Here is a 25,093-nt window from a genome sequence, read left to right as displayed (position 1 = left end):
CAGACCTCCACTCCGGCGTCCCCCGGCAACGGCCTTGCTCCAAAAGGAGCAGGGCCGTTTTTCGTTGGGCATCTGCTCGCGGAAAACAGTTGTGAAGGCTTTCCAGCCCTGTTTTGCGGTGCCTCATCCTTCGTTTCGCCGCATTGGGATGGATGATCGAATCCACATCCGACACGGTCTTGATGCGAAACGGGGTGGCGAAAGCCTCGTGCGCTAGCTTTTTGGGGAAAGCGCAGAGGCCGTTTTGTCGGGCCGAGGGCATATGACGAGGGGAATTGAGTTCATGACGAAGCGAGTTTCAGCGCCGGGCCGCACGACGCGCCGCGCCTTTCTTTCCGGAACGACGGCGGCTCTTGGCCTCGGCCTGACGGGCATGGCGTCGGCGCAATCGACGCTCGACGGGCTTCTCAATGCGCGCGGTCGCGGCAACTGGGACGACCAGTTCGATACGCGCGGATCGAGCGCCAAGCAGGTCTCGTCGCTGAGCCCGATCTTTTCGCAGCAGACGCTGAATTCCATGCAGGCGGCGATGCAGACGTACAGCCAGATCGTCGCCCAGGGCGGTTGGCCTACGGTTCCCGCCCGCTACGTTCTGAAGCTCGGTGAGGTGACGCCGGACGTCGAGGTTCTGCGCCAGCGTCTTGCGATTTCTGGCGATCTCTCTTCGCAGGCTTCAAGCTCTCCGGCCTTCGACACCTATGTCGAGGCGGCCGTGAAGCGCTTCCAGGCACGGCACGGCCTGCCGGCGGATGGTGTTGTCGGCGAACATGCCTACAAGGCGCTTAACGTGCCGGCCGACCTTCGCCTCTTCCAGCTACAGACGAACGCGACGCGTCTCCAGAACCAGCTGCAGGAAGAGCTTCCAAATCGCTATGTGATGGTCAACATTCCGGCAGCGGCGATCGAGGCTGTCGAGAATGGCCAGATCGTTCAACGCCATACGGCTGTCGTTGGCAAGGTGGACCGACAGACGCCGATTCTCTCTTCGAGGATTACCAACCTCAACCTCAACCCTTATTGGCACGCGCCGGCTTCGATCGTACGCAAGGACATCATTCCGCTGGTGCGGGAGGATCCGACCTATCTTGAGCGCAATGGCATCCACATCTTCAATGGCAGTGGCGAGGAAGTGCCGCCGCAGATGATCGACTGGAGCTCGGACGAGGCAGTGAAATACCTCTTCCGTCAGGACCCGGGCCCGAACAGCGCGATGGCTTCGGTGAAGATCAACTTCCCAAATCCCCATGCCGTCTACATGCACGATACGCCGCAGAAGGGCCTGTTCTCGGAGCTGATGCGCTTTGAGTCCTCGGGCTGCGTGCGCGTTCAGAACGTGCGCGACCTCATCGTCTGGCTTGCCCGCGACGAGCAGGGCTGGGATCGTCAGGCGATCGAGAGGGTCATTTCTGCGCGGACCCGTCAGGACATCGATCTCTCCAATCCGGTGCCGGTCTACTTCACCTATGTCACGGCTTGGGCGAGCGATCCGAACGTCGTCCAGTTCCGCGACGACATCTATCACCGCGACGGCGCCGAGCAGCTCGCAATGAGCGAACTTACCACGACGGCGTATGCTGACGGGCAGCAGAACCCATATGCCCAAGGTGATGGTTTCTGATCCAAACACGAAACTGAGCAGGATCGCTTGAAGCGAAGCGTTCCTGCGCTTTTCAATTCATTCGATACGGCGCCGGTCGCGATCTCGCCCGGCGCCGTGCGACGTTGTAGCTCATGTCGGCAATTCAATAGAGTTTGTCACTTTTTGCGGCGTATTGGCTCGCAGCTGGACGCTATAATTCTTACGCCCACCGCTGCAGAAGAAAGAAGAGGCCGGATCGCGCGACCGGCGAATTCTTCTTATCCAACCGGGTAGCATTGCTCCGTTGGACCGCAGGGGGCATCGTGCTAGTTAGCCACCGAATTCGCGCGCCCGTGGTATGGTCGCGTCAGACTTACCGTGAAATGGGAGAGACAGTCATGAGTCAGGCGGCCCAGAGCCAGTCCAATGTCCACGAGACCTTCTTCAACACGCCTCTCCGCGAGCGCGACTCCGAGGTTATGGACGCGATCAATAAGGAACTCGGCCGGCAGAGCCACGAGATCGAACTGATCGCATCGGAGAACATCACCTCGCGCGCCGTCATCGACGCCCAGGGATCGGTGCTGACCAACAAGTACGCCGAGGGCTACCCGGGCCGTCGCTATTACGGCGGCTGCCAGTATGTCGACATCGTCGAGGAACTGGCGATCGAGCGTGTGAAGAAGCTGTTCGGCGTCGAATATGCCAACGTCCAGCCGAACTCGGGCAGTCAGGCAAACCAGTCGGTCTTCCTCGCGCTTATCAAGCCGGGCGACACTATTCTCGGCATGAGCCTCGATGCCGGTGGTCACCTGACGCACGGTGCGAAGCCCAACCTGTCGGGCAAATGGTTCAACGCGGTCCAGTACGGCCTCGATACCGAGACCGGCCTCATCGACTACGATGCGATGGAAAAGCTCGCCGACGAGCACCAGCCGAAGCTGATCATCGGCGGTGGCTCGGCCTATTCGCGTCAGGTCGATTTCAAGCGTATGCGTGAGATCGCAGACAAGGTCGGCGCCTATTTCATGGTCGACATGGCCCACTTCGCGGGCCTCGTCGCGGCTGGCGTCCATCCTTCGCCGTTCCCGCATGCGCATGTCGCGACCTCGACGACCCATAAGACCCTCCGTGGTCCGCGCGGCGGTATCGTCGTCACGAACGACGAGGACATTGCCAAGAAGATCAATTCGGCCGTGTTCCCGGGCCTTCAGGGCGGACCGCTGATGCACGTCATCGCCGGTAAAGCCGTCGCCTTCGGCGAAGCGCTCACGGACGAGTTCAAGTCCTATCAGCGCTCGGTCTGCGAGAACGCCAAGGTTCTTGCGGAAACGCTGCGCGCCGGCGGTTGCGACATCGTATCGGGCGGCACTGACACGCATCTGATGCTCGTCGACCTGCGCCCGATGGAACTGACCGGCAAGGCTTCGGAGAAGTCGCTCGGCCGGGCGAACATCACCTGCAACAAGAACGGCGTTCCGAACGACCCGCAGAAGCCGGCGATCACCTCTGGTATTCGCCTTGGCACCCCGGCCGCGACGACCCGCGGTTTCGGCACCGCCGAGTTCCGCGAAGTCGGCAACCTGATCGTCGAGGTTCTCGAAGGTCTGCGTAAGTCGAACTCGGAAGAGAATGAAGTCGTCGAGCAGGCCGTGAAGGAAAAGGTCGTCGCGCTCACCGACCGCTTCCCGATCTATCAGGGCCTCTGATCGACCGATCGTAAGCCTTGCCCGCTTGCGGGCGAGGCATCATCTGACGCATGACGGACTCGCCGACCGGACTCCCTGTCGGCGAGTTTTTGTTTGTCGTAGAGTTGGGCGGTCGAAGCCATGCGTTGTCCCTATTGCGGGTCGCAAGACAGTCAGGTTCGGGACTCGCGCCCGGCCGAGGATGGTGCGGCGGTGCGCCGACGCCGGGTCTGCCCCGATTGCGGCGGACGTTTCACCACCTTCGAGCGGGTGCAGCTCCGCGAGCTCTACGTACTGAAGAAATCCGGCCGGCGGGTCCCGTTCGATCGCGATAAGCTAGCCCGATCGGTCGAGGTTGCCCTTCGCAAGCGCCCCGTTGAGCATGACAGGGTGGAGAGGCTCGTCTCCGGCATCGTGAGGCGTCTCGAACAGTCCGGCGATCAGGATGTTTCGTCCGATGCTATCGGCGAGATGGTCATGGACGCGCTGAAGGAACTCGACGACGTCGCCTTCGTTCGCTTCGCTTCGGTCTATCGTGATTTCCACGAAGCCAAGGATTTCGGCGATCTCGTCGAGGAGTTGAAAGCCAAGGAGGATGCGGGTGGCGCAGGCTGATCCGGCGGGCGTTTTTATGGAGCGGCCGACCTCGAAAGCGGTCGATGAGTGGTTCATGGCGGCCGCGATCCGCTTCGGCTTCCGCCATGCAGGTCTGACCGGGACCAATCCTTCTGTCGCGACCCTGATCGTCCGCGACGACGGCAATGGTCCCCGCATCGTCGGACGGGGAATCACAGCACGCGGCGGCCGTCCCCATGCCGAAGCACAGGCGCTCGGTGAAGCCGGAGACCTCGCGCGCGGCGCCACCGCATATGTCACGCTCGAACCCTGCGCCCATCACGGACGGACACCGCCCTGCGCCGAGGCCCTCGTCGCTTCCGGTGTCTCCCGCGTGGTCTCGGCAGCGGCGGATCCTGATCCGCGCGTCGACGGCAAGGGTCATGCGATCCTGATCAAAGGCGGGCTCTCCGTGACCCCTCGCGTGATGGCCACGGACGCGGCCTCGGACCTCTCCGCTTACCTCACGCGCCATGCGAGAAATCGGCCGCAAGTCACTCTGAAGATGGCGGTTTCTCCCGATGGCATGATCGGTCGAAAGGGGCATGGGCAGGTTTTCATCACCGGCCCGGTCGCCAATCGCCAGACCCATCTCGTGCGCGCCCGTCACGATGCGATCCTCGTCGGCATGGGCACTGTCCGCGAGGACGACCCGGGCCTCGACTGCCGGCTGCCGGGCCTCGAAGACCGCTCGCCCCGGCGCATCGTTCTCGATCCGGATCTCACAATCGAGCCGGAAACGAGCCTCGTTCAAAGCGCACGGAAAACACCGCTGACGATTGTCGCGCGCGGCGATGCGGAACCGGCCAAACGACAGGCTCTCATGGCGGTGGGTGCGGATTTCGTTGCCTGCGACATCATACCCGGCATCGGGCGCGTCGCACTCCCTGAGCTCATGGAAGATCTCGGTGCGACGGGCATTCAGAACATCCTCGTCGAGGGGGGCGCGACCGTCGGGGAGAGCTTTCTCGACGCCGATCTCGTCGATCGTCTCATTCTTGTCGAGGGCGAAACGGTTGTCGGCGAGGGCGGGGTTGAAGCGCCCATCGATGTTGCGACCGGAAAGCGGCGCTTCAGACTGACCGAGCGCCTTCGCTTCGGCGGCGATCAATGGTTCGAATTCGAAAGGCGGGCTTGAGATGTTCACCGGAATTGTCACCGATGTTGGCCGCATCCTTGCGGTCGAGCCTCTGGCCAAGGGCAGGCGCTTTCGCGTGGAGACCGCCTACGACCCGGCTGGGATCGATCTCGGCGCTTCGATCGCCTGCTCCGGTCCCTGTCTGACCGTGACCGCGCTGTCCGAAGCAGGTGACACGACGAAATGGTTCGAGGTCGAGGCCTGGGAGGAGGCTCTCCGACTGACGACGGCGGGAAGCTGGGGCGAGGGCACCCGCATCAATCTGGAACGCTCGCTGAAGATCGGCGACGAACTCGGCGGTCATCTCGTTTCCGGTCATGTCGACGGACTGGCGGAAATTGTCGCGATCGAGGAGGAGGGCGAGGCGGTCCGGTTTCGCCTGAAGGCAGGCGAGGGCGAGAAGCGGTTCATCGCCCAGAAGGGATCGGTCTGCCTCGACGGCACGTCGCTCACGGTCAATTCGGTCGAGGATGCCGTCTTCGATGTCCTTCTCATCCGCCACTCGCTGGAGGTGACCACATGGAATGAGCGGCGCGTCGGCGACCGGGTCAATCTCGAAGTCGACCAGATCGCGCGCTATGCCGCGCGGCTGTTCGGTTCGCCGCGATAGACTATTGCCCCTCACGCGTAGCGGCATAGCCAATTCGGCTGTTGCTTGCGGCCTGTCGCAGGCGTATCCCCGCGCCATGATCATCTGGAGGCAATTTGCATGAGCGCCAATCTTCATGTCCTCATCGTCGAGGCGCGCTTTTACGACGATATCGCGGACAAGCTTCTGGCGGGCGCGAAAGCCGAACTCGATTCCAACGAGGTCACCTATGATGTGGTGACGGTGCCGGGTGCGCTCGAAGCGCCGGCCGCGATTTCCTACGCACTGTCGGGCGCCGACGAGGACGGCACGGATTACGACGGCTTCGTCGTGCTTGGCTGCGTCATCCGCGGCGAGACCTATCATTTCGAGGTTGTCGCAAACGAGTCCGCGCGCGGTCTGATGAAGCTCTCCATTGAGGAGACCATCGCGATCGGCAACGGCATTCTCACGGTCGAGAACGAAGCTCAGGCAATGGAACGGGCCGATCCCGCCCGCAAGGACAAGGGCGGCGGGGCTGCCCGCACGGTTCTGGAAATGATCACACTCAGGGACCGGCTCGGGGCCTGATTTGATGGAAGAGAACCAGCAGCAACGAAGCTTCCGGCCCGCCAACAAGCGCGGCGTGGCGCGCCTAGCGGCCGTGCAGGCGCTCTACCAGATGGATATCGGCGGCACGCCGCTGGTCGAGGCGGTCGCCGAATACGAGACCCATCGCATGGGCCACGATATCGACGGCGAGACCTATCGCGTCGCCGATGCAGCCTGGTTCCGCGACATCGTATCGGGCGTGGTACGCAAGCAGAAGGCGATCGACCCGGTCATCCACGCCAATCTTCCTCCAGGCTGGCCGCTCTCGCGCCTCGATTCCACCCTGCGTGCCATCCTGCGCGCCGGCGTTTACGAGATCGAGACGCGCAACGACGTTCCGGTTGCAGTCATCGTTTCGGAATATGTCGATGTCGCCAAGGCGTTTTACGAGGAAGAGGAGCCGAAGCTCGTCAACGCGCTCCTCGATCGCGTCGCCCGTGAGAAACGCTCGGATACGCGCCCTGCGACGCGCAAGTGACAGCGCTTACACCTGAAGTGGCCGAAACCCGTCCGGCTCGGCTCAACGCGCTCGTGCTCGCCTGCGCGCAGGCGGTCTGCGGTGCGACAGGCCCGATCGCGATTTCTACGGGTGGGCTCGCTGGCACCTGGCTTCTCGCAGACGACAAGTCCTTAGCTACGCTTCCCGTCACTGCTTTTAATGTCGGCGTTGCACTCGGCGCGCTGCCGGCAGCAGCGCTGATGCGGGCCGTCGGGCGGCGCTACGGCTTCGTGGCCGGAGCTCTTGTTCTGGTGCTTGGCGCACTGATCGGCGCGGCCTCGCTTTCACAGCAGAGTTTCTGGATTTTCGCGCTCGCGCTTCTGCTGCTCGGAACGAGCGGCTCCTTCGTCCAGCAATATCGCTTCGCGGCGACGGACGGAGCACCGACCGCCTACCAGTCGACCGCGATCTCCATCGTGCTCGTCGGTGGTATCGGTGCGGCGGTGATTGGCCCGCAGACGGTCCGCTATACGTCTTCGCTCTTCTTGCCGATCGAGTTCGCAGGCTCGTTTCTCGCGCTTGCAATTCTGGGTCTGCTCGGCGCCGCCATCCTGACGCGGCTGAAGCTCCCGACTCCGGCGAAAAAGTCGAAGGGTGTGGCCGCCGTGTCGGCTGACACCGGCCGTCCGCTGACGAAGATCGTTACCCAGCGGCGTTTCATCGTGGCGCTGATCTGCGGTGTCGGCACGTTTTCGCTGATGAGCTTCGTCATGACGGGTGCGCCGCTCGCGATCGTCGGCTGCGGGCTGAGCCAGGACATCTCGGTCCTCGGCATCCAGTGGCATGTGCTGGCGATGTTCGGGCCGAGCCTCGTGACCGGGCGGCTGATCCGACGTTTCGGCGTCGAACTGGTGATTGCCTGCGGCCTCCTGCTGATCGCAGTAAGCGCCGGTGTCTTCCTGTCAGGTCTGGAGATCTGGAATTTCTGGCTGGGCCTTGCTCTGCTCGGGCTCGGCTGGAATTTTGGCTTCATCGGCGCTACCGCCATGGTGGCCGGCGTTCATACGCCTGAAGAGCGGGCGAAGACGCAAGGCTTTCACGACTTCGTCCTCTTCACGCTCGTCGCCGTCGCATCCTTCATGTCCGGCAAGACCTATGTCGGCTCAGGATGGGAGACTATGAACTGGATCGTTGTGCCGGTCGTTGCAGGCTGCCTGCTGGTGCTCTCGCTCGAGACCGGCGCGTGGATTGAACGCCGCCGGTCTGCCTGACGGCGCGGCCAAAAGATCAGCGGAAGACGATCCCTCGAAGAGGCCGGCCTTTTAGAGCCGTGCGCCTCCGCTCGTCGTATCGCCGAGAATTTGTCCGAGGAAGCTTGCGTCCTTGCCGCCTGTCGGCGTCGTGCGCGAGATGAAGTCGAAGAGCTGGCCGTCCTGGAGCCCGTAATTCGCAATCCGCTCCACGCGATCCTCGCTGTTGAAATAGACGGCGAGGACCCGCTGATTGGTCACGCTCGGCTGCAGGAAGGCGACCGGACGCTCGCGGCGCTGGGAGATGTAATAATAGGTCTGCGCCTCGTTGAAGGTCGCGGTGGTCGAGGGCGAGCCGAGCGCCAGCTCGACCTGTTCGCGGCTCGAACCTTCCGGAACCAGCTGAAGCATTTGCTCGTCGATCACGTAGCCGGCGCTGAGGACTTCGCCCGTCTGGCACCCACTCGACGCAGCCAGAACGCCAGACATCAGCAAGGCTGACACTGCATGACGTGTCGCGATTTTGACGCCCACGATCAAGTCCTCCCATTCTGCGTTGATCGCGCGAATGATATACCGCGCGTCTGTTCCTGCCGGATGGAACCGGCTGGCTTCGTCGCATATGTCCGTAAAACAGACATCGCCGCGTTGCAATCGCTCAAGGGCTATGGCACCGCCGTTGCCAGCAGGGGGCACAAGAAAGAAGCGTTCGAACCTATGTTCTCCAATTGGCGTCGACAGCGGCGGCGCAACCGGGAAATCGTCGAGGACCTTTATGGCGTGCTGATTGCCCGAGCGCGCAGGCCGTATCTTTTCGAGGAATGCGGTATCGAGGATACCGTGATGGGCCGCTTCGAGGCGGTGACGCTCGAGATCTTTCTTTTCATGCGCCGGTGTCGCGGTGATGCCGAGCTGGCGCCGATCGTGCAGGACATCATTGACCGGTTCGTCGTCGATATGGACGACTCGCTGCGCCAAATCGGTATCGGCGATCAGTCGGTCCCCAAGCGCATGCGCAAGCTGACGGGACAGTTCTACGAGCGGGTCAACGCATACGACCAAGCCCTTGAAAGCGATGACCCGACCGCAGGGCTTGCTCGGGCATTTCGCGGGCGCGTTCTCTCCAACGAAACGGATGAGACGATCGCGTTGAAACTTGCGGGTGAAGCGGAGGCGGAGCTTGCCGCTCTTTCGAAAAGTCCAGCAACCGACTTATTGTCCGGGCAAATCTCACTGTCGGGGACGCCATGACCTCAGGATCTGATCTCCACAAACACCTCAGGATAGCCGTCGGGCGCGTCTCGCAATCGGGCTTGCCGATTGATTTCGATGCCGGAACGTCTGACCTCCAAAGGATCGCGGCAGATCTTGGGGTCACGGTGATGTCGCGATTTACCGGCTCGCTCACTGGGACCCCCTGGCAGAAGGCAGGTGTTCAGGTGACGGGGACGCTGAAGGCGAGCGTCATCCAGGAGAGCGTCGTCACGCTCGAACCGATCGAATCCGACTACGCCATCGATTTCGACATGATCTTCGTTCCGGAGAATTCCCGGCTCGCTCCGAAGAAGGCCGATTTCGAGGATGAACTTTTCGTCGATCCCGAAGGAGAGGACCCGCCCGAACCGTTCACGGGTGACCACATCGAGCTCGGCCCTTATGTCGAAGAGGAGCTCGTCTTGGCGATCGATCCCTATCCGCGGCGCGCCGACGAGACCTTCGAGACAATTGATACCGACCCCGAGCCGGAGGCCGGAAAGGTTTCGCCGTTCGCCGGTTTGGCGGCGTTGAGAAAGCAACAGGACGGCGAGAACTAGACTCCGCATTGTTGCGAGGGGTAGCGAGAAGGGTAAGTTCCAGGGCGAATGCCAGCGGCCGATGCGGCAGCGATTTGAAAAGGCGAGTTTCAATTGAACGACGACAATACGACGACCATTGCGATCGATGCGATGGGCGGCGACTTTGGTCCCGAGGTGACGCTTGCCGGCGCTGCCCTCGCGCTCGAACGGCGGCCTGATACGCGTTTCATCCTGTTTGGCGACGAAGCTCAGATCAACGAGGCGCTCGAAGCGCACGAGGCTCTGGCGAAGGCCTCGCTGGTCCGCCATTGCGAAATGGCGATCGCAATGGATGCCAAACCATCCCAGGCTTTGCGTCAGGGAAGGCATAAATCCTCCATGTGGCGTGCGATCGAGGCGGTGAAGACGGGTGACGCCATGGTCGCCGTCTCGGCCGGCAACACCGGCGCGCTGATGGCGATGGCGAAATTCTGCCTGCGCACCATGGCCGAGATCGAGCGACCGGCGATCGCCGCGATCTGGCCCACTCTGCGCGGTGAAAGCATCGTTCTCGATGTCGGGGCGACGATCGGCGCGGATGCCCAGCAGCTGATCGATTTTTCCATGATGGGTGGCGCAATGGCGCGGGCGCTGTTCGGGCTCGAAAAGCCGACCGTCGGTCTCCTCAATATCGGCGTCGAGGAGGTGAAGGGCCAGGACGAAGTGCGCGAGGCCGGACGCCTCCTCAAGGATTCCAATCTCGAACGGATCGACTATCACGGCTTCGTCGAGGGCGACGATCTGGGCAAGGGTACGGTCGATGTCGTCGTGACCGAAGGCTTCACCGGCAATGTCGCACTGAAGACCGCGGAGGGGACGGCCAAGCAGATCGCTGGCTATCTGCGCGAGGCGATGTCGCGAACCTGGCTTGCGAAGCTCGGCTATGTGCTCGCCAAGGGCGCATTTGACCGGCTGCGCGACAAGATGGACCCGCGCAAGGTCAATGGCGGAGTGTTCCTCGGCCTCAACGGCATCGTCATCAAGAGCCATGGCGGCACCGATGCGGAGGGCTTCGCAGCCGCTCTCGATCTTGCTCATGCTATGGCGCGCTACGATCTCATGAACAAGATCGCCGCCGATCTTCAGAGTTTCCACGCGCGAATGAGTGACGCGCCGATAAAAGAAGAAGAGAGCGAAAGCGCAGGCCAATGAAGGGATCAATTCGATCGATCGTTCGCGGCACGGGATCAGCCCTGCCTGAGCGGGTGATGACGAACCGTGATTTTGATGGTGTCGTCGAAACCTCCGACGAATGGATCAGGCAGCGGACCGGCATCGCCCAACGGCACATCGCATCCGAACACGAGACGACTGTATCTCTGGGCGAAGCGGCCGCGCGCCAGGCACTTGATGCTGCCGGGCTCGAGCCGGGAGATATCGATCTCATCGTGCTGGCGACGGCGACACCGAACAACACGTTTCCCGCATCCGCTGTTCAGATCCAGAACCAGCTCGGTATCCATCACGGCTTTGCCTTCGACGTTCACGCGGTCTGCACCGGCTTCGTCTATGCGCTGACGACGGCCGATCTCTATCTGCGGGGCGGCCTTGCCAAGCGGGCTCTCGTCATCGGCGCCGAAACCTTTTCGCGCCTCCTTGACTGGAGCGATCGCACGACATGCGTTCTCTTTGGTGACGGCGCGGGCGCGGTCGTTCTCGAAGCCCAGGAAAATGCTGGCGATGAGCGCGGTGTTCTCGTTTCCAAGCTTCGCTCGGACGGTGCGCACAAGGACAAGCTCTACGTTGACGGCGGCCCTTCGACGACCGGCACCGTAGGTCATCTTCGTATGGAGGGACGCGAGGTTTTCCGCCATGCGGTCGGTATGATCACCGACGTCATAGAAGAATCGTTCTCACAGTCGGAACTGTCTGCGGACGATATCGACTGGTTTGTGCCCCATCAGGCCAATCGACGGATCATCGATGCATCAGCCAAAAAGCTCGGGATTCCGCCCGAGAAAGTGGTGATCACAGTAGAGAAACACGGCAATACCTCCGCGGCTTCCATCCCCCTCGCACTCGATCTCGCGGCGCGTGACGGCCGCATCCAGCGAGGGCAGCTTGTGCTTTTGGAGGCAATGGGCGGAGGATTTACTTGGGGTGCTTGTCTTATTAGATGGTAGTCGGCTACACTATCACGGAACGGTGAATAGCCGGCTGAGTCTTGGCATGCGGCGGGGCAGTGAGACTAGGGTGCCGGAGCTCCTGAATTGCGATCCGGAGGGGAGCCTATGAGCGGAAAGACATTGACGAGAGCCGACCTTTCCGAGGCCGTGTTCCGCAAAATCGGGCTATCGAGAACGGAGTCGGCATCGCTCGTCGAGATGGTTCTGGAAGAGGTGTGCGACACGATCGCCAACGGCGAACCGGTGAAGATATCTTCGTTCGGTTCCTTTCTCGTTCGCGACAAGAACGAGCGGGTCGGTCGCAATCCTAAGACCGGCGAAGAAGTTCCGATCTCGCCGCGCAAAGTCACGGTGTTCAAGCCGTCGAACGTGCTCAAGGAGCGTATCCTTGAAGCGCATTCGAGGAGGGAGAGCGCCGACAATGACGACGCCTTCGTGACGACCGAAGTCCGGGCCGCGGAATAATAAGTTCGAAAGTCAGGGCTGATCATGGACGACAAGTCGTCGGAAGCCTTCAAGACGATCGGTGAGGTTGCGAGCGAACTCGCGATCCCTCAGCATGTTCTGCGTTTTTGGGAAACACGTTTTCCGCAGGTTCGCCCACTCAAGCGCGGCGGCGGACGACGCTACTACCGGCCGGAAGATGTCGCCCTGCTGCATGGCATTCGCTTCCTGCTTTATGCCAAGGGCTTCACCATCAAAGGCGTCCAGCGCCTGCTGAGAGAGCAGGGCGTGCGGTTCGTCGCCGCAACGGCGTCGGGTGATCTGCGGCCCGAAACCCAGCCTGCCGCGGAAACGGGCTCCGATGACGTGCCCACCGTTCAGCATTCTGTGGGTGAACATAACCTTCCAGACGATTTCGGCCTGACGGCTCCATCGGCGCCCGATCAGCACATTGAAGAACCGCGCAGTCAGGTTGCGGATCAGGAGCGGCGGCCGGGTTTCGGCTCTTTCCTGCGCCGGCGCAACGATATGAGCGGCGCGGCAGGCACGTCGAGCCTCAGCAAGGATCAGGCGGACAAGCTGCAGGAGGTGATCCTCGACCTTCTGGAGTGCAAGCGCCTGCTCGATCAGGTTCGCTGATTTCTGGTAATCTTACGAACCCGGCGCCGCAGGTAGCGCTTGCCAACGTTTGCGGCGTTTGATTTGAAGGCACGAGCCGGCGGGTCACCTTGCCGAACTGGTCATGCGGGCGTGATGGAATGGTAGACATACGGGACTTAAAATCCCGAGGCGAAAGCCGTGCGGGTTCGAGTCCCGCCGCCCGTACCATTTTTCATTCGACATCCGGTTTGAAGCGGGTCAGCCACGTACATCCTGGCCACACGAGATGCGGAAGCGCCTGACGGCCTCCGCCATCCCATATATCAGTGCATCGGCGGTCAGACCGTGTCCGATCGATACCTCGGCGAGCGCCGGGATGCGTCTGACGAGCGGCGGCAGGTTCTCGACGGTCAGATCATGTCCGGCATTGATGCCGAGGCCGAGAGAAATTGCCCGGTCGGCCGTTGAACCAAGCTTGGCGATCTCCGCGTTCGCTGCGTAGGCATCGTCAAACGTCGCGCCGTATGGGCCGGTATAGAGTTCGATGCGGTCGCAGCCCGTTTCAGCCGCCGCGTCCATCTGCTCGGGATCCGCATCGGAAAAGATCGAGACGCGGGCACCCTGCGCTTTCAGCCGTTCAACGATCGGTTTGAGCTGCTCCTTCTCCGCCTTGAAATCGAAACCGTGGTCCGATGTCGGCTGGCTCGGATCATCCGGAACAAGGGTTACCTGCTCAGGGCGGACGCCCTCCACCAATTTGAGAAAATCGTCCGACGGATATCCTTCGACGTTGAATTCGGCCTCGGGGAATTCCTCGTCGATCAATTTCCGGATGTCCGGAAGGTCCGAAAACCGGACATGCCGCTGGTCCGGTCTCGGATGGACGGTCAGTCCGTGAGCCCCTGCCTGAAGCGCGGTGCGGCCGAGACCGGTAACGCTCGGCCAAGGCAGATCACGCCGATTGCGAAGCATTGCGACTGCGTTGAGATTGACCGAGAGTTGAGTTGTCATTGTGGCTCCGAAAGTTCCCGACTTCAGCTCGGAAAGTGGCACGAGACGATGAATTTGAAAGAGCGACCGTTGACTTGGATGCGCAAGGCCGCAACTCTGTCGCCTAGAGCGTTTGGAAGTGGAGGAGGTGGATCCTATGGGCGGATCGAAGTTTATTCCAATCGTAGTGGCCGCCTTGGTGGGCCTCTTCATAGGTTGGCTCATGGGGCCGGACGTGGATTCGGTCGAGAATCGTGTGTCAGACGTCCAGACCACCGTCGAAGACAGGGTTTCGTCCCTCTCCAGTGAAATTGCCGCCCAGCAGGACGCGGTCGCGCAGCAGCAGGAGACGATCGCACAGCAGGTGGGTGCGATTCAGACGCAGGTCTCCTCGATGAGCGAACAGATGGCGGCACAGGCCGACCAGTCCGCTCAGGCCGCGAGCGAAGCCGTTTCCGGCTTGCAGAGCAGCATACAGGAAACGGTCTCCCGGCTTCAGCAGCAGATGGAGCAGCTCAACGCCTCGCTTCAGGAGCAGAGCTCTTCCATCACCAGCGAGATGAGCAGTCAGATCGAAAGCCTTCGCGGTGAGGTGACGGCGATCAGCGAGGCGCAGACCTCCATGTCCGACCAGATGCAGCAGGCCCAGGCGGATGCGGAGCAGCGCGCGGCGGACCAGCAGCAGGCCATGCAGGATATGCAGGCCGCGAGTTCGCAAGGGTCAGGCCAGCAGTCGAGCGACGGCCAGCAGTCGGGTGGCGGAGAGGATGGCGCTTCCGCGCTTCTCGGCGAGATCGGCTCAGGCGGCGCCGTGCTGCTTGCCGAGCAGGGCGCGATTTTCGGTGCCAGCGAGGTCATGCTTTCGAGCGTTGACGGCGAGAACGGCTCGGCCACTTTCATGGTCGATGGCGAAGAACAGCAGGTTGCCGGTGGCGACAGCCTCCAACTCGCGGAAAATTGTTCTCTAAGCCTTGCCGGCGTTGCGGCGGGTGCTGCCTTCATCACCGCCGAGGGTTGTGAGCAACCCGCCGAAGCTTCGGCGCAATCGGGCGGGGAAGGCGAGCAGTCGAGCGGCGGCGGACAGGATATCGCCGGACTGCTCGAACAGCTCGGTTCTTCAGGTGCTGTGCTTCTGTCCGGCCAAGGCGGCATCTTTGGCGGGACGGAAGTAACCCTGTCGAACGTTGGTGAAGATGGTGCGACCTTCGCTGTCGATGGCGAGGACAGTCAGGTGTCGAGCGGCGACAGCATCGATATTTCCGACAACTGCTCGCTGACGCTCGCCGGTGTTGCTGCGGGTGCGGCATTCGTCTCGGTGGATGGTTGCGAAGCGACCACCGGCGGCCAACAGGCGAAAAGTGGCGAAGCATCGTCGGGCTTCGGCTCCGGTTCCGCTAATCCCGCCGCTTTGGCAGGTGAGATCGGAGCGACGGGCGCGATTCTCCTTCCCGAACAGGCTGCCATATTCGGCCAGACGCAGCTCAACCTTGTCTCGATCGATGCTGAAAACGGATCGGCCACTGTTGCCGTCGACGGCGGTGACGAGCAACAGGTTGCCGGCGGCGACAGCATCGACCTCGGCGATGGCTGCTCGGTGACGCTGGCAGGAGTTGCTGGCGGGGCAGCCTATTTTTCGAGTGCAGAATGCGGCAGCGGCTCAGCCGAAAGCGCAGGTGCTTCGGGCGGCGAGCAGTCCGGTGACGCGTCTGCCTCGGGTTCGGAAGATCAGTCGAGCAGTTCCGACCAAGCCTCTGGCGACAGCGCTTCCGGTGAAAGTCTGAGCCGGACAGTGGGCCAGACTGCAACCTTCGGCGATGCGCGGCTCTTTGTTTCGTCTGTGCGAGACGGTGCTGCGGCTTTGACCGTGGTCGGTGCTGGGCGCGAGATGGTTGAAACCGGACAGTCATTCGATGTCGGTGAAGGCTGCTCGATCACGGTTGAGGGCATTGAAGGGCGCAATGTCACTCTATCGGCGGAAGGTTGCGCTTCGGGCGGTAGCGAAGAAGCGCAGGGTCAGACCGGCGGTGAACAGTCGGGCGAACAGGGTGGCCAAGAGGCGTCGGGCGGGCAGTCTGCTCAAGCCTCCGGTGAAGGCCAGTCCTCCGGCTCGGACGACGGCTGCTCCGTGCAGCTTGAAAGTGCCGAAGGCCGTGAGGTCAATCTTTCCGAAGAAGCTTGCGCTTCAGCCAACGGCTCGCAGTCTGAAAGCGAGTCGGGCGACCAGGAGGACGGTCAAGCGACCCAATCCTCAGACGAAGGCCAGTCACAGCCGGGTGGCCAAAGCGCGGAAGGCCAGGACAGTCAGTCGGGCAATGGCGGTGCCGAAGAGGGCCAGAGCGGCGATGACGCTGCCGCTGGTTCCAGTGATGGTCAGGCGCAGCAGTCCGGCAGTGACCAGTCGGATCAGCAGCAGTCGCAGGAAGGCTCGGGCGATCAGGCGTCCGGATCGACTGAAGGATCGGACGAGCAGGATGCCGCTGCGAACGGCAACGGTGGATCAGGCCAGTCCGGCAATGCAGAACAGTCGCCCGACGGGGCGACATCTGGCTCCGATGGCCAATCCTCCGAAAGTGGTGATCAGGCTTCTTCCGAAAGCTCTTCGGGCGGCAGCGAAGGACTGAGCATCGGACAGACCGCAAAGTTCGGCGAGAAGAGTGTCTTCGTTTCCGCGATCTCCGATAGCGGCGCGACGCTTGCCGTGCTGAACGGCTCGCGCGAACAGGTCGAGACCGGCGGTTCGTTCGATCTCGGCGATGGTTGCACTGTGACCGTCGATGGCGTCGAGGACCGCTCTGTCATGCTGTCCGCCAGCGGATGCTGATCCAGTTCGGCTGGAGATAAGTGTCTTCAAAGAGCGAGGATCATTTGTTTCCCGCTCTTTTCATGTGTGGGCGCGCGTAATGGAAGGCGCGTTTGCAGCCCGGCTAAGTGGTAAATCCAAAGACCTGAATTCCGAAGTGCATGCCTGACTATATCGCGTTTTACGGGTCGCTGATGGAGCGCGTGAACGATCCTGCCGCGCCGTCTCGCGCCGGTTTATCACGCCTTGTCAGTCCGTGCCGGATCGCCGGAACGCTTCGCGATCATGGCGCCTATCCGGGCTTCTTTCTTCCCGAAGGCGCGATCCGTGCCGCAGCGGAGCGTGAGGTTGTCGAGGCCGAACTGCACGAACTTGTGGGCCTTCAGGCCTTCGTGGTCTTCGATCGTTACGAAGACTATGATCCGGACAACGAGGCCGCCTCGCTTTATATCCGGCGCAAGATCCGGCTCATCCAACCGGACGTAGAAGCGTGGGTGTACATATCGCAGCTGTCTAAGGAAGACCCGATCGTGCCTGCTGGAGACTGGGCGGCTTATCGGCTGAGGCGTCTCTAACCGAAAACGCCGGCGCCACTCGCTTGTTTTTTAGGCTTGGGTCACGGCGCCGCCATGCGCATTCTGCGGCCAGACAGAAAGTTCAGCCATCCCTTTCGGGCCGTTGCGAACATTTTCGTCCCGACCGAACGCGATGTCGAGAATGAGCGCTATCGTTATCCGGCGAAAACCTGGTCGAGAAACGAAAATGCCCCCGGCGTGGGAGGTCGCCGAGGGCTTTGGGAGGCGTTTTTCGTGAAACGACGACTTAGTCGGCGATCAGCGAGGCGCGTAGATCAGGTTTCGATGCGATGGAGAGCGTGTCGCCGGAGCGCTTGATGGTAATGAACTCGGCTTCGCTATTGGCATGGCCCGGCACTTCGACGGTCAACGACTGGCCGTCCCGCAGATTGGCGCGCGTGCGGATCGGATGCTGGCTGTCTTCTGCCGAAAGCGTTGCGACGACTTCGAATTCGCCTGCGGTCTCCGTATAGTAGATCGAGCCGTTGACGCCGCCGAGGGAAACGGCGCGTCCCTGATGAGCGGAGATGTCGTCCGCCATCGCGGGCATGGAAAGGGCAAGAGTTGCGGCGGCTGCGAAAAGAGCGGTTTTCATGGGTGGGTGTCCTCATGGAATGAGGAGCGGGTGCAGCGTCGATACCCCGGCTGGGTTCGAAAATTACTGGCCGCCCCGCTCGACACCTAAGCTAGCCAGCAATGCTGCGCTGCACAATACGCTAAGCCTGCCTTCTCGGTATGGCTCGATTTCGCAAGACGCATAAGTCGCCGCATTGGGTAGAGATGGCTTGTACCGTTCGGGTGAAGAGCTTTGGCCGATCGGACTTTGCGGGCATCCAGGGCAGGGATACATACCTCGCAAGGTCGGTGCTGTCCGATGTGAATTCCGTCATCTCTGGCAGTGTCAGGCCATCTCGATGATATCGGCGTCTTCTCCCAGCCGTTCCTTCGCGATCTCCACCACGCTGCGATGGTGGGCGAAGAGTATCGGCTGCATGTGCTCGCTGGCATCGGCCAATGTCAGGAGTCCGGCCGCGGTGCGCTCGTCGTCGAAGGTCTGGAAGATGTCGTCGCCGATGAAGGGGATCGGTTCGTTTCGGCTCGCATAATCTTCGATGAAAGCGAGGCGGAGCGCGAGGAAAAGCTGATCGCGCGTGCCATCGCTGAGATCATCAATCCTCAACCGTTCGCCATTCTCCCGTACCGCCATGAGCTTGGCGTCGTCGTTCTCGTCGAACTGCTGGGAGAGCGAGGGGAAGGCTCCGGCGGTAAGGGTCTTAAATCTTTCGCCGGCGCGGTGCATGAGCGGCGCATCCTGGCTTTGGCGATGTTTGTCCAGCGTAGCTGAGACGAGGTTCGACGCGATCTTCAGGACGGCCCAGCGGCGGGCGAGATCGAGCATCTCCGCTTCCACTGCCTTCTGTTCGAAGACCGCGCCTTCAGCACCCTGGCCGCGGCTCAGCGCTTCCTTCTCTTTCAGCTTCTCGCGCAGCTCGGCATAGGTCTCGTTCGACTGGGCGGTCAGATCGCGCTCTTCGCTTTCGAGGTCGCTTAGGTCCAGGTCCGCTCGCGATGGGTCGAAACCGTCGAGCGCCTGCCGCACTGCGTCCTCAGACCATGCCGGGGCGATATCGACGAGTCGGTCGCGGGACTTGACGGCGGCTTCGCGAAGGCGGTCGCGCTCGTGGAGCCTTTCGATGAGATGTTCCGGGTCTGCGCATCCGGGGCAGGCTACAAGAAACTCTGAGAGCCTGGTCTCGGCCGCGTCAGATTGGGCTTTGCGCTGATCGCGAGCGCGTGCGGCGCGTTCGAAAGCTGTCTTGCGCTCGGCAAGCTTGGCGCTGGCGCGATAAGCGATCTCGCTCTCTTCCTGCAGGTCTTCGACGGCGCGTTCCGCCGGCAGATCGCTCCAGGATGGCGCGATATCGGATACCAGGGCACGGGTTTCGTCCTCGAAGCGCCTGGCGTCGCGCTCCATGCCCCGGACGCGCTCTTCGCGATTGACGCGCTGGCGTTCGATGCCGGGAAGCTCGCGCCAGAGCGCAATCGTTGCGGCGGCCTCCTCCGGCGATGCGCCGGGCGCTAGCCCGAGCTTACCGAAGGCGCTGTCGGCATCTCTGCGCCAGAGTTCCAGACGCTTTGAAAGCTCGGACTTCTGCCCTTCCAGCCGCTCGATCCGCCGCTCCACATCCCGCTTGCGCCCGGCATGATCACGGCTTTCGAGCCAGGCTTGGCTCATCTCCTCGATCCGCTGCCCGACGGCGCGCACGAGAGGAAGCGTGCCGAGCGCCTCGGCGTCTTCGATCCACAAATGCTGAGCGAGACCGATAAGCGCTTTGCGTAAGACCTCCTCGCGGCTGGCGATCGACGACAGCTGATCGGAGAGGCGTTCGTTCTCGCGATGGGCGTCTCGCAGATCGGTCATGGCTTTCAGCCAGTCGATCATCCTGTTTGGATCGGCGGCCTTGACGTCGATTGCTTCGAAGGGGAACGCGAATTCCGCGTGCAGCCTATCTCGATCTTCTCGCCGAGAGGTCAGCGCTTTCTCAAGCGCCGCTTGCTCTTGTTCGAGTTCCGCGTTGCGGGCACTCAGATCGCTGTATCGCTGAACCCGCTCGACATCGTCAAAGGCGGCGTCCGCCAGATCGTCGGCAGACCGAATCCGCGCCGTGAACGACTCGACTAGGGCATGCGCTTCGGCGGGCTTGGGCTGTTCCGCGCTTCCGAGGGCGCTTGCAGCGATCGGTTTGAAGGCTTCGTCGCGTTCTTTCCGCGCTGCGACGATTGTCTCGCGCGACGGGATTTCGCCGCCGCGCTCGGTCTCTCGCAGGATTTTTGCGTTTCGTGCGATCTCTTCGTCGATCCTGTGGAGTTCGCTTTCGGTCTTGCCGATCTCGCGTCCGATGCCTTCCAGCTGCTCGGCCTGTGTAGAAACGGTCGCGACGGAGGGCAGCGCGACGGTAACGAACCGCTCGAAATCGGCGACCGGTGGATTAAGGGCGAGCGCGGCGTCGCGGATGCGTCGGGTCTCGGTCCGATGTTCGAGATAGACCTCACGTGCCTTCTCGATAGCCTCGATCTCCGGCCGCAGCGCCGCCATTCGATCCTTGTGGGGCTTTGGATCGGTCAACCTGCCAGCTGGTGCATGCCGGTCGAGCCCGGCCTCGTTTTCGCGCTCGTCGGCGATCTGCTTTTTGAGGCCGGCCATCTCGCGGGCGAGGCTTTTACCATCCTCGGCAAGCTGCGCGGCGAGGGCGAGCGTGGCGTCGGTCGGTTGCGTTGCGCTATAGGTCTCGACCGAAAGACCGAGCCGCTTCAGCCGATCCTCGATGTCATGGGCAAAGCCGCGTTGCTCGCGTGCGACGGCAGGCAGATCTTCCCGCGTCTTTCGGTAATTGCCGAGCTGTTCGTGCAGCGCGCTGATTGCTTTGCCTTGGGCCAGCACATTTTCGTCAACATCGATTTCGGCAACGGCTTCTTCCGCATCTCGCAGGCGCTTCGACGCCTCCTCGAACGCCTCGGCGGATGCGGCCTGATCCTCCAGCGCCTTCTCAAGCGTTCCGGCAAAACCTGGTCTCAGTTCGTTGAGATCGCTGTGGGTTTCCAGCTTGCGCAGGCTTGCATCGATCTCGGCGACGACAGGTCCGAGCTTCTTGAGGGTGCCGAGCTCTTCCCTGCGGCGGATCAGGGCTGAGAGCTGCTGCTTTTCCTCCTCATGCCGGCGCTCCAGCCGTTCGATTTCCGCGTTGAGCGCCTTCCAGTCTCCAGAACGAAGCTCGGTCTCGCGAACCTTCTGCCGTGCCGCATCCCAGCGCTTCGAAAGCTCATTGAACTCCTTCGTACTCGCGCGGGGGGCATAAAGGTCCGAGGCTTCGTTCTCGAACTCAGTGCGCAGTTCGCGCAAGCCGGTGAGGCCCGAGGCGGCGGCGAGCAGCGTTCCGCCCAATTCGCCATCGCTTGCGAGCATCGCCTCGGCGCCTTCCTTGAGGCGGGTCGAGTTGAGGCCAAACGCGCTTTCGAAGACCGTCTTGGTGAGGCCGCCGATGAATGGAGCCAGAGCATCGTCACGCAGAGCCGTTTCCGTGTCGTTGTCGGCGAGCAGTGTCGCCTTGTTTCCCCGGCGGCGGCGGAAGGCGAGTTCGGACCCGTCACGTGCGGCGACCGTTGCCGCGATGCGCAGCATGTCGGCCCGGTGGAGGAAATCGTGCGTTTTCTGATGAGGAAAGCCGAAGAGCAGAGCGGACAGCGCGGAGAGGGTCGTCGACTTTCCGGCTTCGTTCGGCCCAAAGACGATATGCAGGCGTGCGTCGGGCCGGAACGTGATTTCGCGGTCGTCTAAGGCGCCGAAGCGCAGGAGGTGTAGGCGCTGAAACCGCATCTCGCCCCTTAAGCCTCGATCTCGGCGCGGGTCAGCAGAAGATCGCGTGCCTCCGCCAGCAATTCGCTGGCTTCGCCGAGAGGCGCCTCGCCGCTGCCGATGCCGCCCGGCAGTTTCGCTGTGATCTGACGAACGACCTCGCCGGCCTCGTCTCGCGTTTCAGTGGCTTCGAGAACTTCCCGAAGCATCGCCTCGATATCGATCGTCCGGTCGATCGTGGGCCCGCTCTTTTCGGCTTCTGGTGGCGTCACGCTTACAACCAGCTTTTCGAGCCAGGCATCGGGGTGATGGTGATGGCAGGCCGCCTGTATTTCGTCGGCGAGCATTTCGCGGGTCGCGATCAGCCGCCGTCGGAACGTGGATGAGCCGGTGAGTTCGATGCGAAAGGCCAGAAGCCGTTCGCCGGCGGCTTCCGCCTCGGCTTCGAAGCACGCCGCGACCGCATTCGCAATCGTGCCCGGCTCCTCGTGATTGCTTATGTCGAGCGAAACATGCGCCCAGCGGGCTTCGTCGAGCACAAGCCTTTCGATGTCCCGGACACGGCTGTCCTCGACGGAGACGAGAACTGCACCCTTTTCACCGGTCTCGCGGATGCTGCGGCCCTGAAGATTGCCCGGAAAGACAACATGCGGGTTTTCACTGACGATCTCGAAATCGTGGACATGCCCGAGCGCCCAGTAGTCGTAGCCCCGATTGCGCAGATCATCGGCGGTGCAGGGCGCATAGTCGTCGTGCGGCGGCCGGCCGGTGAGCGAGGTGTGTAGAACGCCGATATTGAAGAGGCCTGGGACGGGCGCAGGGTAGGCGAGGGCGAGATTATCCTGCGCCGCTCGTTCGGCAAATCCTTGACCGTGCAGCGCGACCCCGAGTTCGGTGAAACGGATCGTGGTCGGCTTGTTGGTGGTAAATTGCTGCACGCTTTCCGGAAGCGGCACGCTCTTGGTGACGACGCTCTCCGCGTCGTGGTTGCCCCGCAGAAAGACGACCGGGATATTCGCCTTGGCGAGCCGCGCGACCTCCCGATTGAAGAAAAGGCCGACGGAATTGTCCTTCCACTCGCCGTCATAGACGTCGCCCGCGATGATCAGAAAATTCACCTGCCGCTCGATCGCCTGATCCACCAGCTTCGTGAACGCGCCGCGCGTTGCCTGCGCGAAGCGGGCTGCGATCGTCGCATCCTTCACGGCGAGGCTCTGGAACGGGCTGCCGAGATGGAGATCGGCTGCGTGAATGAAGGTGAAGTTCGACAAGGGTGGAACTCGTGAAGCGGATGCAAGCGAATCGCTACCTATCCTACATGAAGCGATGCGACGAGAGACAGGGCGTCACCTTGGTTTTCCAGCGTCTTATCGACCTTCAACCGCTTGGCGGGAGCTGCGTCGCGGCGATCGTGGCTTGTCGCTTCGCGACCTGCCTCTCGCGGAAGAAGATGAAGAGGCCGGAGCCTATAATGACGATTGCGCCGAGAAGCGTCGTCCATCGCGGAATTTCGTCGAAGAACAGAAAGCCGAAGAGCGTCGCCCAGGGCAGCATCGTATATTGCAGCGGCGCGATGGTCGCCGCGTCACCGAGCTTGAAGGCCCGTGTCACGCAGAGATGGGCCGCGAGCGCGACGACGCCGAGAAAGCTCAGCGCCAGAAAGCCGGCCATGGTCAGCGGTGTCCAGGCAAACAGCGACAGCACGATGCCTGCGGCGAGGGCGCCGACCGTCTGCCAGAACACGAGCACCGCATCGGGTGTTTCGCGCAGCGAGCGGGTCGTCAGCATCATCAGCGCGAAGGCGAAGCTGCCGAAGATCGCGATCGGCGCGCCGCCGGAAAAGGTGGCGGCGGATGGTTGCAGGACGATCAGCACGCCGCCGAAGCCGATCAGGATCGCCGTCCATCGGCGCAGTCCGACCGTCTCGCCCAGGATAAGCGGTGCGAGCGCGGCGACGAAGATCGGCGCCGCAAGCCAGTAGGAGAGGGTTGCTGCGAGCGGCAGGAAGGCGAGCGCACCGTAGAAGGCCGTCACCTCGGCAGTCGCGAAGATGGTCCGGAGCACCTGCTGGCCCGGCCTTTCGACCTTTACCAGCGAGCGGAACCCGATGCGCCAGACCAGAGGTAGGAGTATGATCAGCGCGGCGACGGAGCGTAGGAGAAGGACCTGTCCCACCGAATAGGTCTCGACGAGGAACTTGCCGAGGGCATCGTTCGCCATGAAGAGGAAGATGCCGAACACCATCATGAGGATGCCGAGCGTCGCCCGGTCCATCCGTGTCACGATGGATGCGGCTGTCGTCTTCACCTCTCGCTCCTCTACCTGCGGGGTGCCGGGCGCTTCGCGTGTCCGGCCGGGGCGCTATCGCAGAAGCGCGGGCAAACGGAAAGGGGACGGAGCGATGGTAGGATTACAGCGGCGCGAATTCGGGAGGCTTTCTCACGGAGAGCAAGTCGAGGCCTTCGATCTCGAAACGGACGGCATCTCGATCACGCTGATGAGCTTCGGCGCCTCGCTCCAGGCGGTTCGCGTGCCCGATCGCGATGGCCGGATCGATGACGTCACCCTCGGCTACGACGATCTCGCAATGTACGAGACTCACCCGCAGCATTTCGGTGTTTCCGTCGGGCGCTTCGCCAACCGCATTGCCAAGGGCCGCTTTAGACTTGATGGTCGGGACTACCAGCTCGAAACGAACAATGGGCCGAACCATCTCCATGGCGGATCGAGCGGTTTTGGCGTTACAAATTGGACGGTTGCGGAAGTCGGCGACACGCCTCATCCCTTCGTCACCTTCGCCCTGACCAGCCCGGACGGAGACGGCGGCTATCCGGGCGCGCTTGAAGCGCGCGCGACCTATGCGCTGACCGGACCGGGCGAGTTAACACTCACCTACGAAGCCGTGACGGACGCGCCGACTATCTGCAACCTGACGAACCATGTCTTCTTCAATCTCGGTGGTGCGCTTTCGGAGCGCGGTATCCACGATCACGAACTGACGCTCGCAGCCGATCGCTTCCTTCCTGTCGACGAGACCGCGATCCCGACCGGCAAACTGAAATCCGTTGATGGAACGCCGTTCGATTTCCGTCAGGCGAAATCTGTGGCGGAGGGTGTTCGCGACGGAGCGGACGATCAGGTCAGGCTCGGTCGCGGCTTCGATCACTGCATGGTTCTGGCGGACGAAACCCGGGACGAGCCGAAGTTCGCGGCGCGCCTCAAAGACCTCGCGACCGGCCGCGTGATGGAGATGGCGACCACAGCGCCCGGCATTCAATTCTATTCCGGTAACTTCCTCACCGGCGGTGTGCCGGGCAAAGGCGACAGGCTCTACCGCATGGGCGATGGCCTTTGCCTGGAGCCGCAGCTCTTTCCGGACAGTCCGAACCAGCCGAGCTTTCCCTCGGCCCGGCTGGATCCGGGCGAGACCTTTCGGCAGGTCTCGCGCTTTCGCTTCTTCACCGACTGATCCGGCGGCGC

The 25,093-nt window shown here is 62.2% G+C and carries 23 protein-coding genes and 1 tRNA gene; 18 read left to right on the top strand and 6 right to left on the bottom strand.

Annotation, left to right across the window (positions count from 1 at the left end; genetic code table 11):
- The first annotated feature begins 283 nt into the window (after positions 1-283).
- The 8 genes from ABRA89_RS08470 to ABRA89_RS08435 all read left to right on the top strand — a co-directional run bounded on the left by ABRA89_RS08470 (position 284) and on the right by ABRA89_RS08435 (position 7,910).
- A complete protein-coding gene (locus tag ABRA89_RS08470) occupies positions 284-1,618 on the top strand; it encodes a L,D-transpeptidase family protein (RefSeq protein ID WP_349941025.1) in 1,335 nt (444 codons plus the stop codon).
- A gap of 359 nt (positions 1,619-1,977) precedes the next feature.
- Positions 1,978-3,288: a serine hydroxymethyltransferase gene (glyA, locus tag ABRA89_RS08465; RefSeq protein WP_349941024.1), complete on the top strand. Its 1,311-nt coding sequence runs from the start codon at positions 1,978-1,980 to the stop codon at positions 3,286-3,288.
- Positions 3,289-3,408: 120 nt separating this feature from the next.
- Entirely contained in the window at positions 3,409-3,882 is a 474-nt protein-coding gene (nrdR, locus tag ABRA89_RS08460; RefSeq protein ID WP_349941023.1) for a transcriptional regulator NrdR, read from the top strand.
- Positions 3,863-5,020, top strand: coding sequence for a bifunctional diaminohydroxyphosphoribosylaminopyrimidine deaminase/5-amino-6-(5-phosphoribosylamino)uracil reductase RibD (ribD, locus tag ABRA89_RS08455; RefSeq protein WP_349941022.1), 1,158 nt, complete (start codon positions 3,863-3,865; stop codon positions 5,018-5,020). Before nrdR ends, ribD begins: the two co-directional genes overlap by 20 nt.
- A gap of 1 nt (position 5,021) precedes the next feature.
- Entirely contained in the window at positions 5,022-5,630 is a 609-nt protein-coding gene (locus ABRA89_RS08450; RefSeq protein ID WP_349941021.1) for a riboflavin synthase, read from the top strand.
- A gap of 99 nt (positions 5,631-5,729) precedes the next feature.
- Positions 5,730-6,179, top strand: a complete 450-nt coding sequence (locus tag ABRA89_RS08445; protein WP_349941020.1) for a 6,7-dimethyl-8-ribityllumazine synthase — start codon at positions 5,730-5,732, stop codon at positions 6,177-6,179.
- A 4-nt stretch (positions 6,180-6,183) separates the two neighbouring features.
- Positions 6,184-6,678 (top strand): transcription antitermination factor NusB, encoded by a 495-nt coding sequence (nusB, locus tag ABRA89_RS08440; RefSeq protein WP_349941019.1) that lies wholly within the window; start codon positions 6,184-6,186, stop codon positions 6,676-6,678.
- Positions 6,675-7,910, top strand: coding sequence for an MFS transporter (locus tag ABRA89_RS08435; RefSeq protein WP_349941018.1), 1,236 nt, complete (start codon positions 6,675-6,677; stop codon positions 7,908-7,910). Before nusB ends, ABRA89_RS08435 begins: the two co-directional genes overlap by 4 nt.
- 51 nt (positions 7,911-7,961) lie before the next feature.
- On the opposite strand, the gene ABRA89_RS08430 is transcribed toward ABRA89_RS08435, so the two are convergent.
- Positions 7,962-8,378: an outer membrane protein assembly factor BamE gene (locus tag ABRA89_RS08430; protein WP_349941210.1), complete on the bottom strand. Its 417-nt coding sequence runs from the start codon at positions 8,376-8,378 to the stop codon at positions 7,962-7,964.
- A 228-nt stretch (positions 8,379-8,606) separates the two neighbouring features.
- Here ABRA89_RS08430 and ABRA89_RS08425 point away from each other — a divergent pair, with 228 nt between their 5' ends.
- The 7 genes from ABRA89_RS08425 to ABRA89_RS08395 all read left to right on the top strand — a co-directional run bounded on the left by ABRA89_RS08425 (position 8,607) and on the right by ABRA89_RS08395 (position 13,122).
- Entirely contained in the window at positions 8,607-9,140 is a 534-nt protein-coding gene (locus ABRA89_RS08425; RefSeq protein ID WP_349941017.1) for a ubiquinol-cytochrome C chaperone family protein, read from the top strand.
- Entirely contained in the window at positions 9,137-9,703 is a 567-nt protein-coding gene (locus ABRA89_RS08420; protein ID WP_349941016.1) for a YceD family protein, read from the top strand. Before ABRA89_RS08425 ends, ABRA89_RS08420 begins: the two co-directional genes overlap by 4 nt.
- 132 nt (positions 9,704-9,835) lie before the next feature.
- Positions 9,836-10,876 (top strand): phosphate acyltransferase PlsX, encoded by a 1,041-nt coding sequence (plsX, locus tag ABRA89_RS08415; RefSeq protein WP_463671269.1) that lies wholly within the window; start codon positions 9,836-9,838, stop codon positions 10,874-10,876.
- Positions 10,873-11,847, top strand: a complete 975-nt coding sequence (locus ABRA89_RS08410) for a beta-ketoacyl-ACP synthase III (protein WP_349941014.1) — start codon at positions 10,873-10,875, stop codon at positions 11,845-11,847. The genes plsX and ABRA89_RS08410 overlap by 4 nt, the downstream gene beginning before the upstream one ends.
- Before the next feature lie 108 nt (positions 11,848-11,955).
- Positions 11,956-12,315, top strand: a complete 360-nt coding sequence (locus ABRA89_RS08405; RefSeq protein WP_349941013.1) for an integration host factor subunit alpha — start codon at positions 11,956-11,958, stop codon at positions 12,313-12,315.
- Between the two features lie 24 nt (positions 12,316-12,339).
- Entirely contained in the window at positions 12,340-12,933 is a 594-nt protein-coding gene (locus tag ABRA89_RS08400; RefSeq protein ID WP_349941012.1) for a MerR family transcriptional regulator, read from the top strand.
- Positions 12,934-13,038: 105 nt separating this feature from the next.
- Positions 13,039-13,122 (top strand) — tRNA-Leu (locus tag ABRA89_RS08395).
- A gap of 30 nt (positions 13,123-13,152) precedes the next feature.
- On the opposite strand, the gene ABRA89_RS08390 is transcribed toward ABRA89_RS08395, so the two are convergent.
- A complete protein-coding gene (locus ABRA89_RS08390) occupies positions 13,153-13,905 on the bottom strand; it encodes a pyridoxine 5'-phosphate synthase (protein ID WP_349941011.1) in 753 nt (250 codons plus the stop codon).
- 136 nt (positions 13,906-14,041) lie between these two features.
- On the opposite strand from ABRA89_RS08390, the gene ABRA89_RS08385 reads away from it, so the two are divergent.
- Together ABRA89_RS08385 and ABRA89_RS08380 are read left to right on the top strand one after the other, a co-directional pair.
- Positions 14,042-16,705 carry an ICP22 family protein gene (locus ABRA89_RS08385; RefSeq protein WP_349941010.1) on the top strand — a complete coding sequence of 888 codons (2,664 nt, stop codon included), beginning with the start codon at positions 14,042-14,044 and terminating at the stop codon, positions 16,703-16,705.
- Positions 16,706-16,845: 140 nt separating this feature from the next.
- A complete protein-coding gene (locus ABRA89_RS08380) occupies positions 16,846-17,259 on the top strand; it encodes a gamma-glutamylcyclotransferase family protein (RefSeq protein WP_349941009.1) in 414 nt (137 codons plus the stop codon).
- Between the two features lie 247 nt (positions 17,260-17,506).
- Here the strand turns inward: ABRA89_RS08380 and ABRA89_RS08375 are convergent, their stop codons facing one another.
- The 4 genes from ABRA89_RS08375 to ABRA89_RS08360 all read right to left on the bottom strand — a co-directional run bounded on the left by ABRA89_RS08375 (position 17,507) and on the right by ABRA89_RS08360 (position 23,887).
- The gene (locus tag ABRA89_RS08375) at positions 17,507-17,854 is read right to left on the bottom strand and encodes a hypothetical protein (RefSeq protein WP_349941008.1); all 348 of its coding nucleotides are present in this window, start codon (positions 17,852-17,854) and stop codon (positions 17,507-17,509) included.
- 306 nt (positions 17,855-18,160) lie between these two features.
- Entirely contained in the window at positions 18,161-21,634 is a 3,474-nt protein-coding gene (locus tag ABRA89_RS08370; RefSeq protein ID WP_349941007.1) for an AAA family ATPase, read from the bottom strand.
- Between the two features lie 8 nt (positions 21,635-21,642).
- Positions 21,643-22,884: a metallophosphoesterase family protein gene (locus ABRA89_RS08365; RefSeq protein ID WP_349941006.1), complete on the bottom strand. Its 1,242-nt coding sequence runs from the start codon at positions 22,882-22,884 to the stop codon at positions 21,643-21,645.
- Between the two features lie 106 nt (positions 22,885-22,990).
- Complete coding sequence (locus ABRA89_RS08360) at positions 22,991-23,887, bottom strand: DMT family transporter (protein ID WP_349941209.1); 897 nt, start codon at positions 23,885-23,887, stop codon at positions 22,991-22,993.
- Between the two features lie 127 nt (positions 23,888-24,014).
- Between ABRA89_RS08360 and ABRA89_RS08355 the strand changes: the two genes are divergently transcribed.
- Entirely contained in the window at positions 24,015-25,082 is a 1,068-nt protein-coding gene (locus tag ABRA89_RS08355; RefSeq protein WP_349941005.1) for an aldose epimerase family protein, read from the top strand.
- Positions 25,083-25,093 lie beyond the last annotated feature (11 nt).

The sequence above is a fragment of the Fulvimarina thalattae genome, assembly GCF_040239565.1.
Taxonomy (GTDB): domain Bacteria; phylum Pseudomonadota; class Alphaproteobacteria; order Rhizobiales; family Rhizobiaceae; genus Fulvimarina.
The sequence above is the reverse complement of the archived record's forward strand: the minus strand, read 5'-3'. Positions and strand labels throughout refer to the sequence as shown.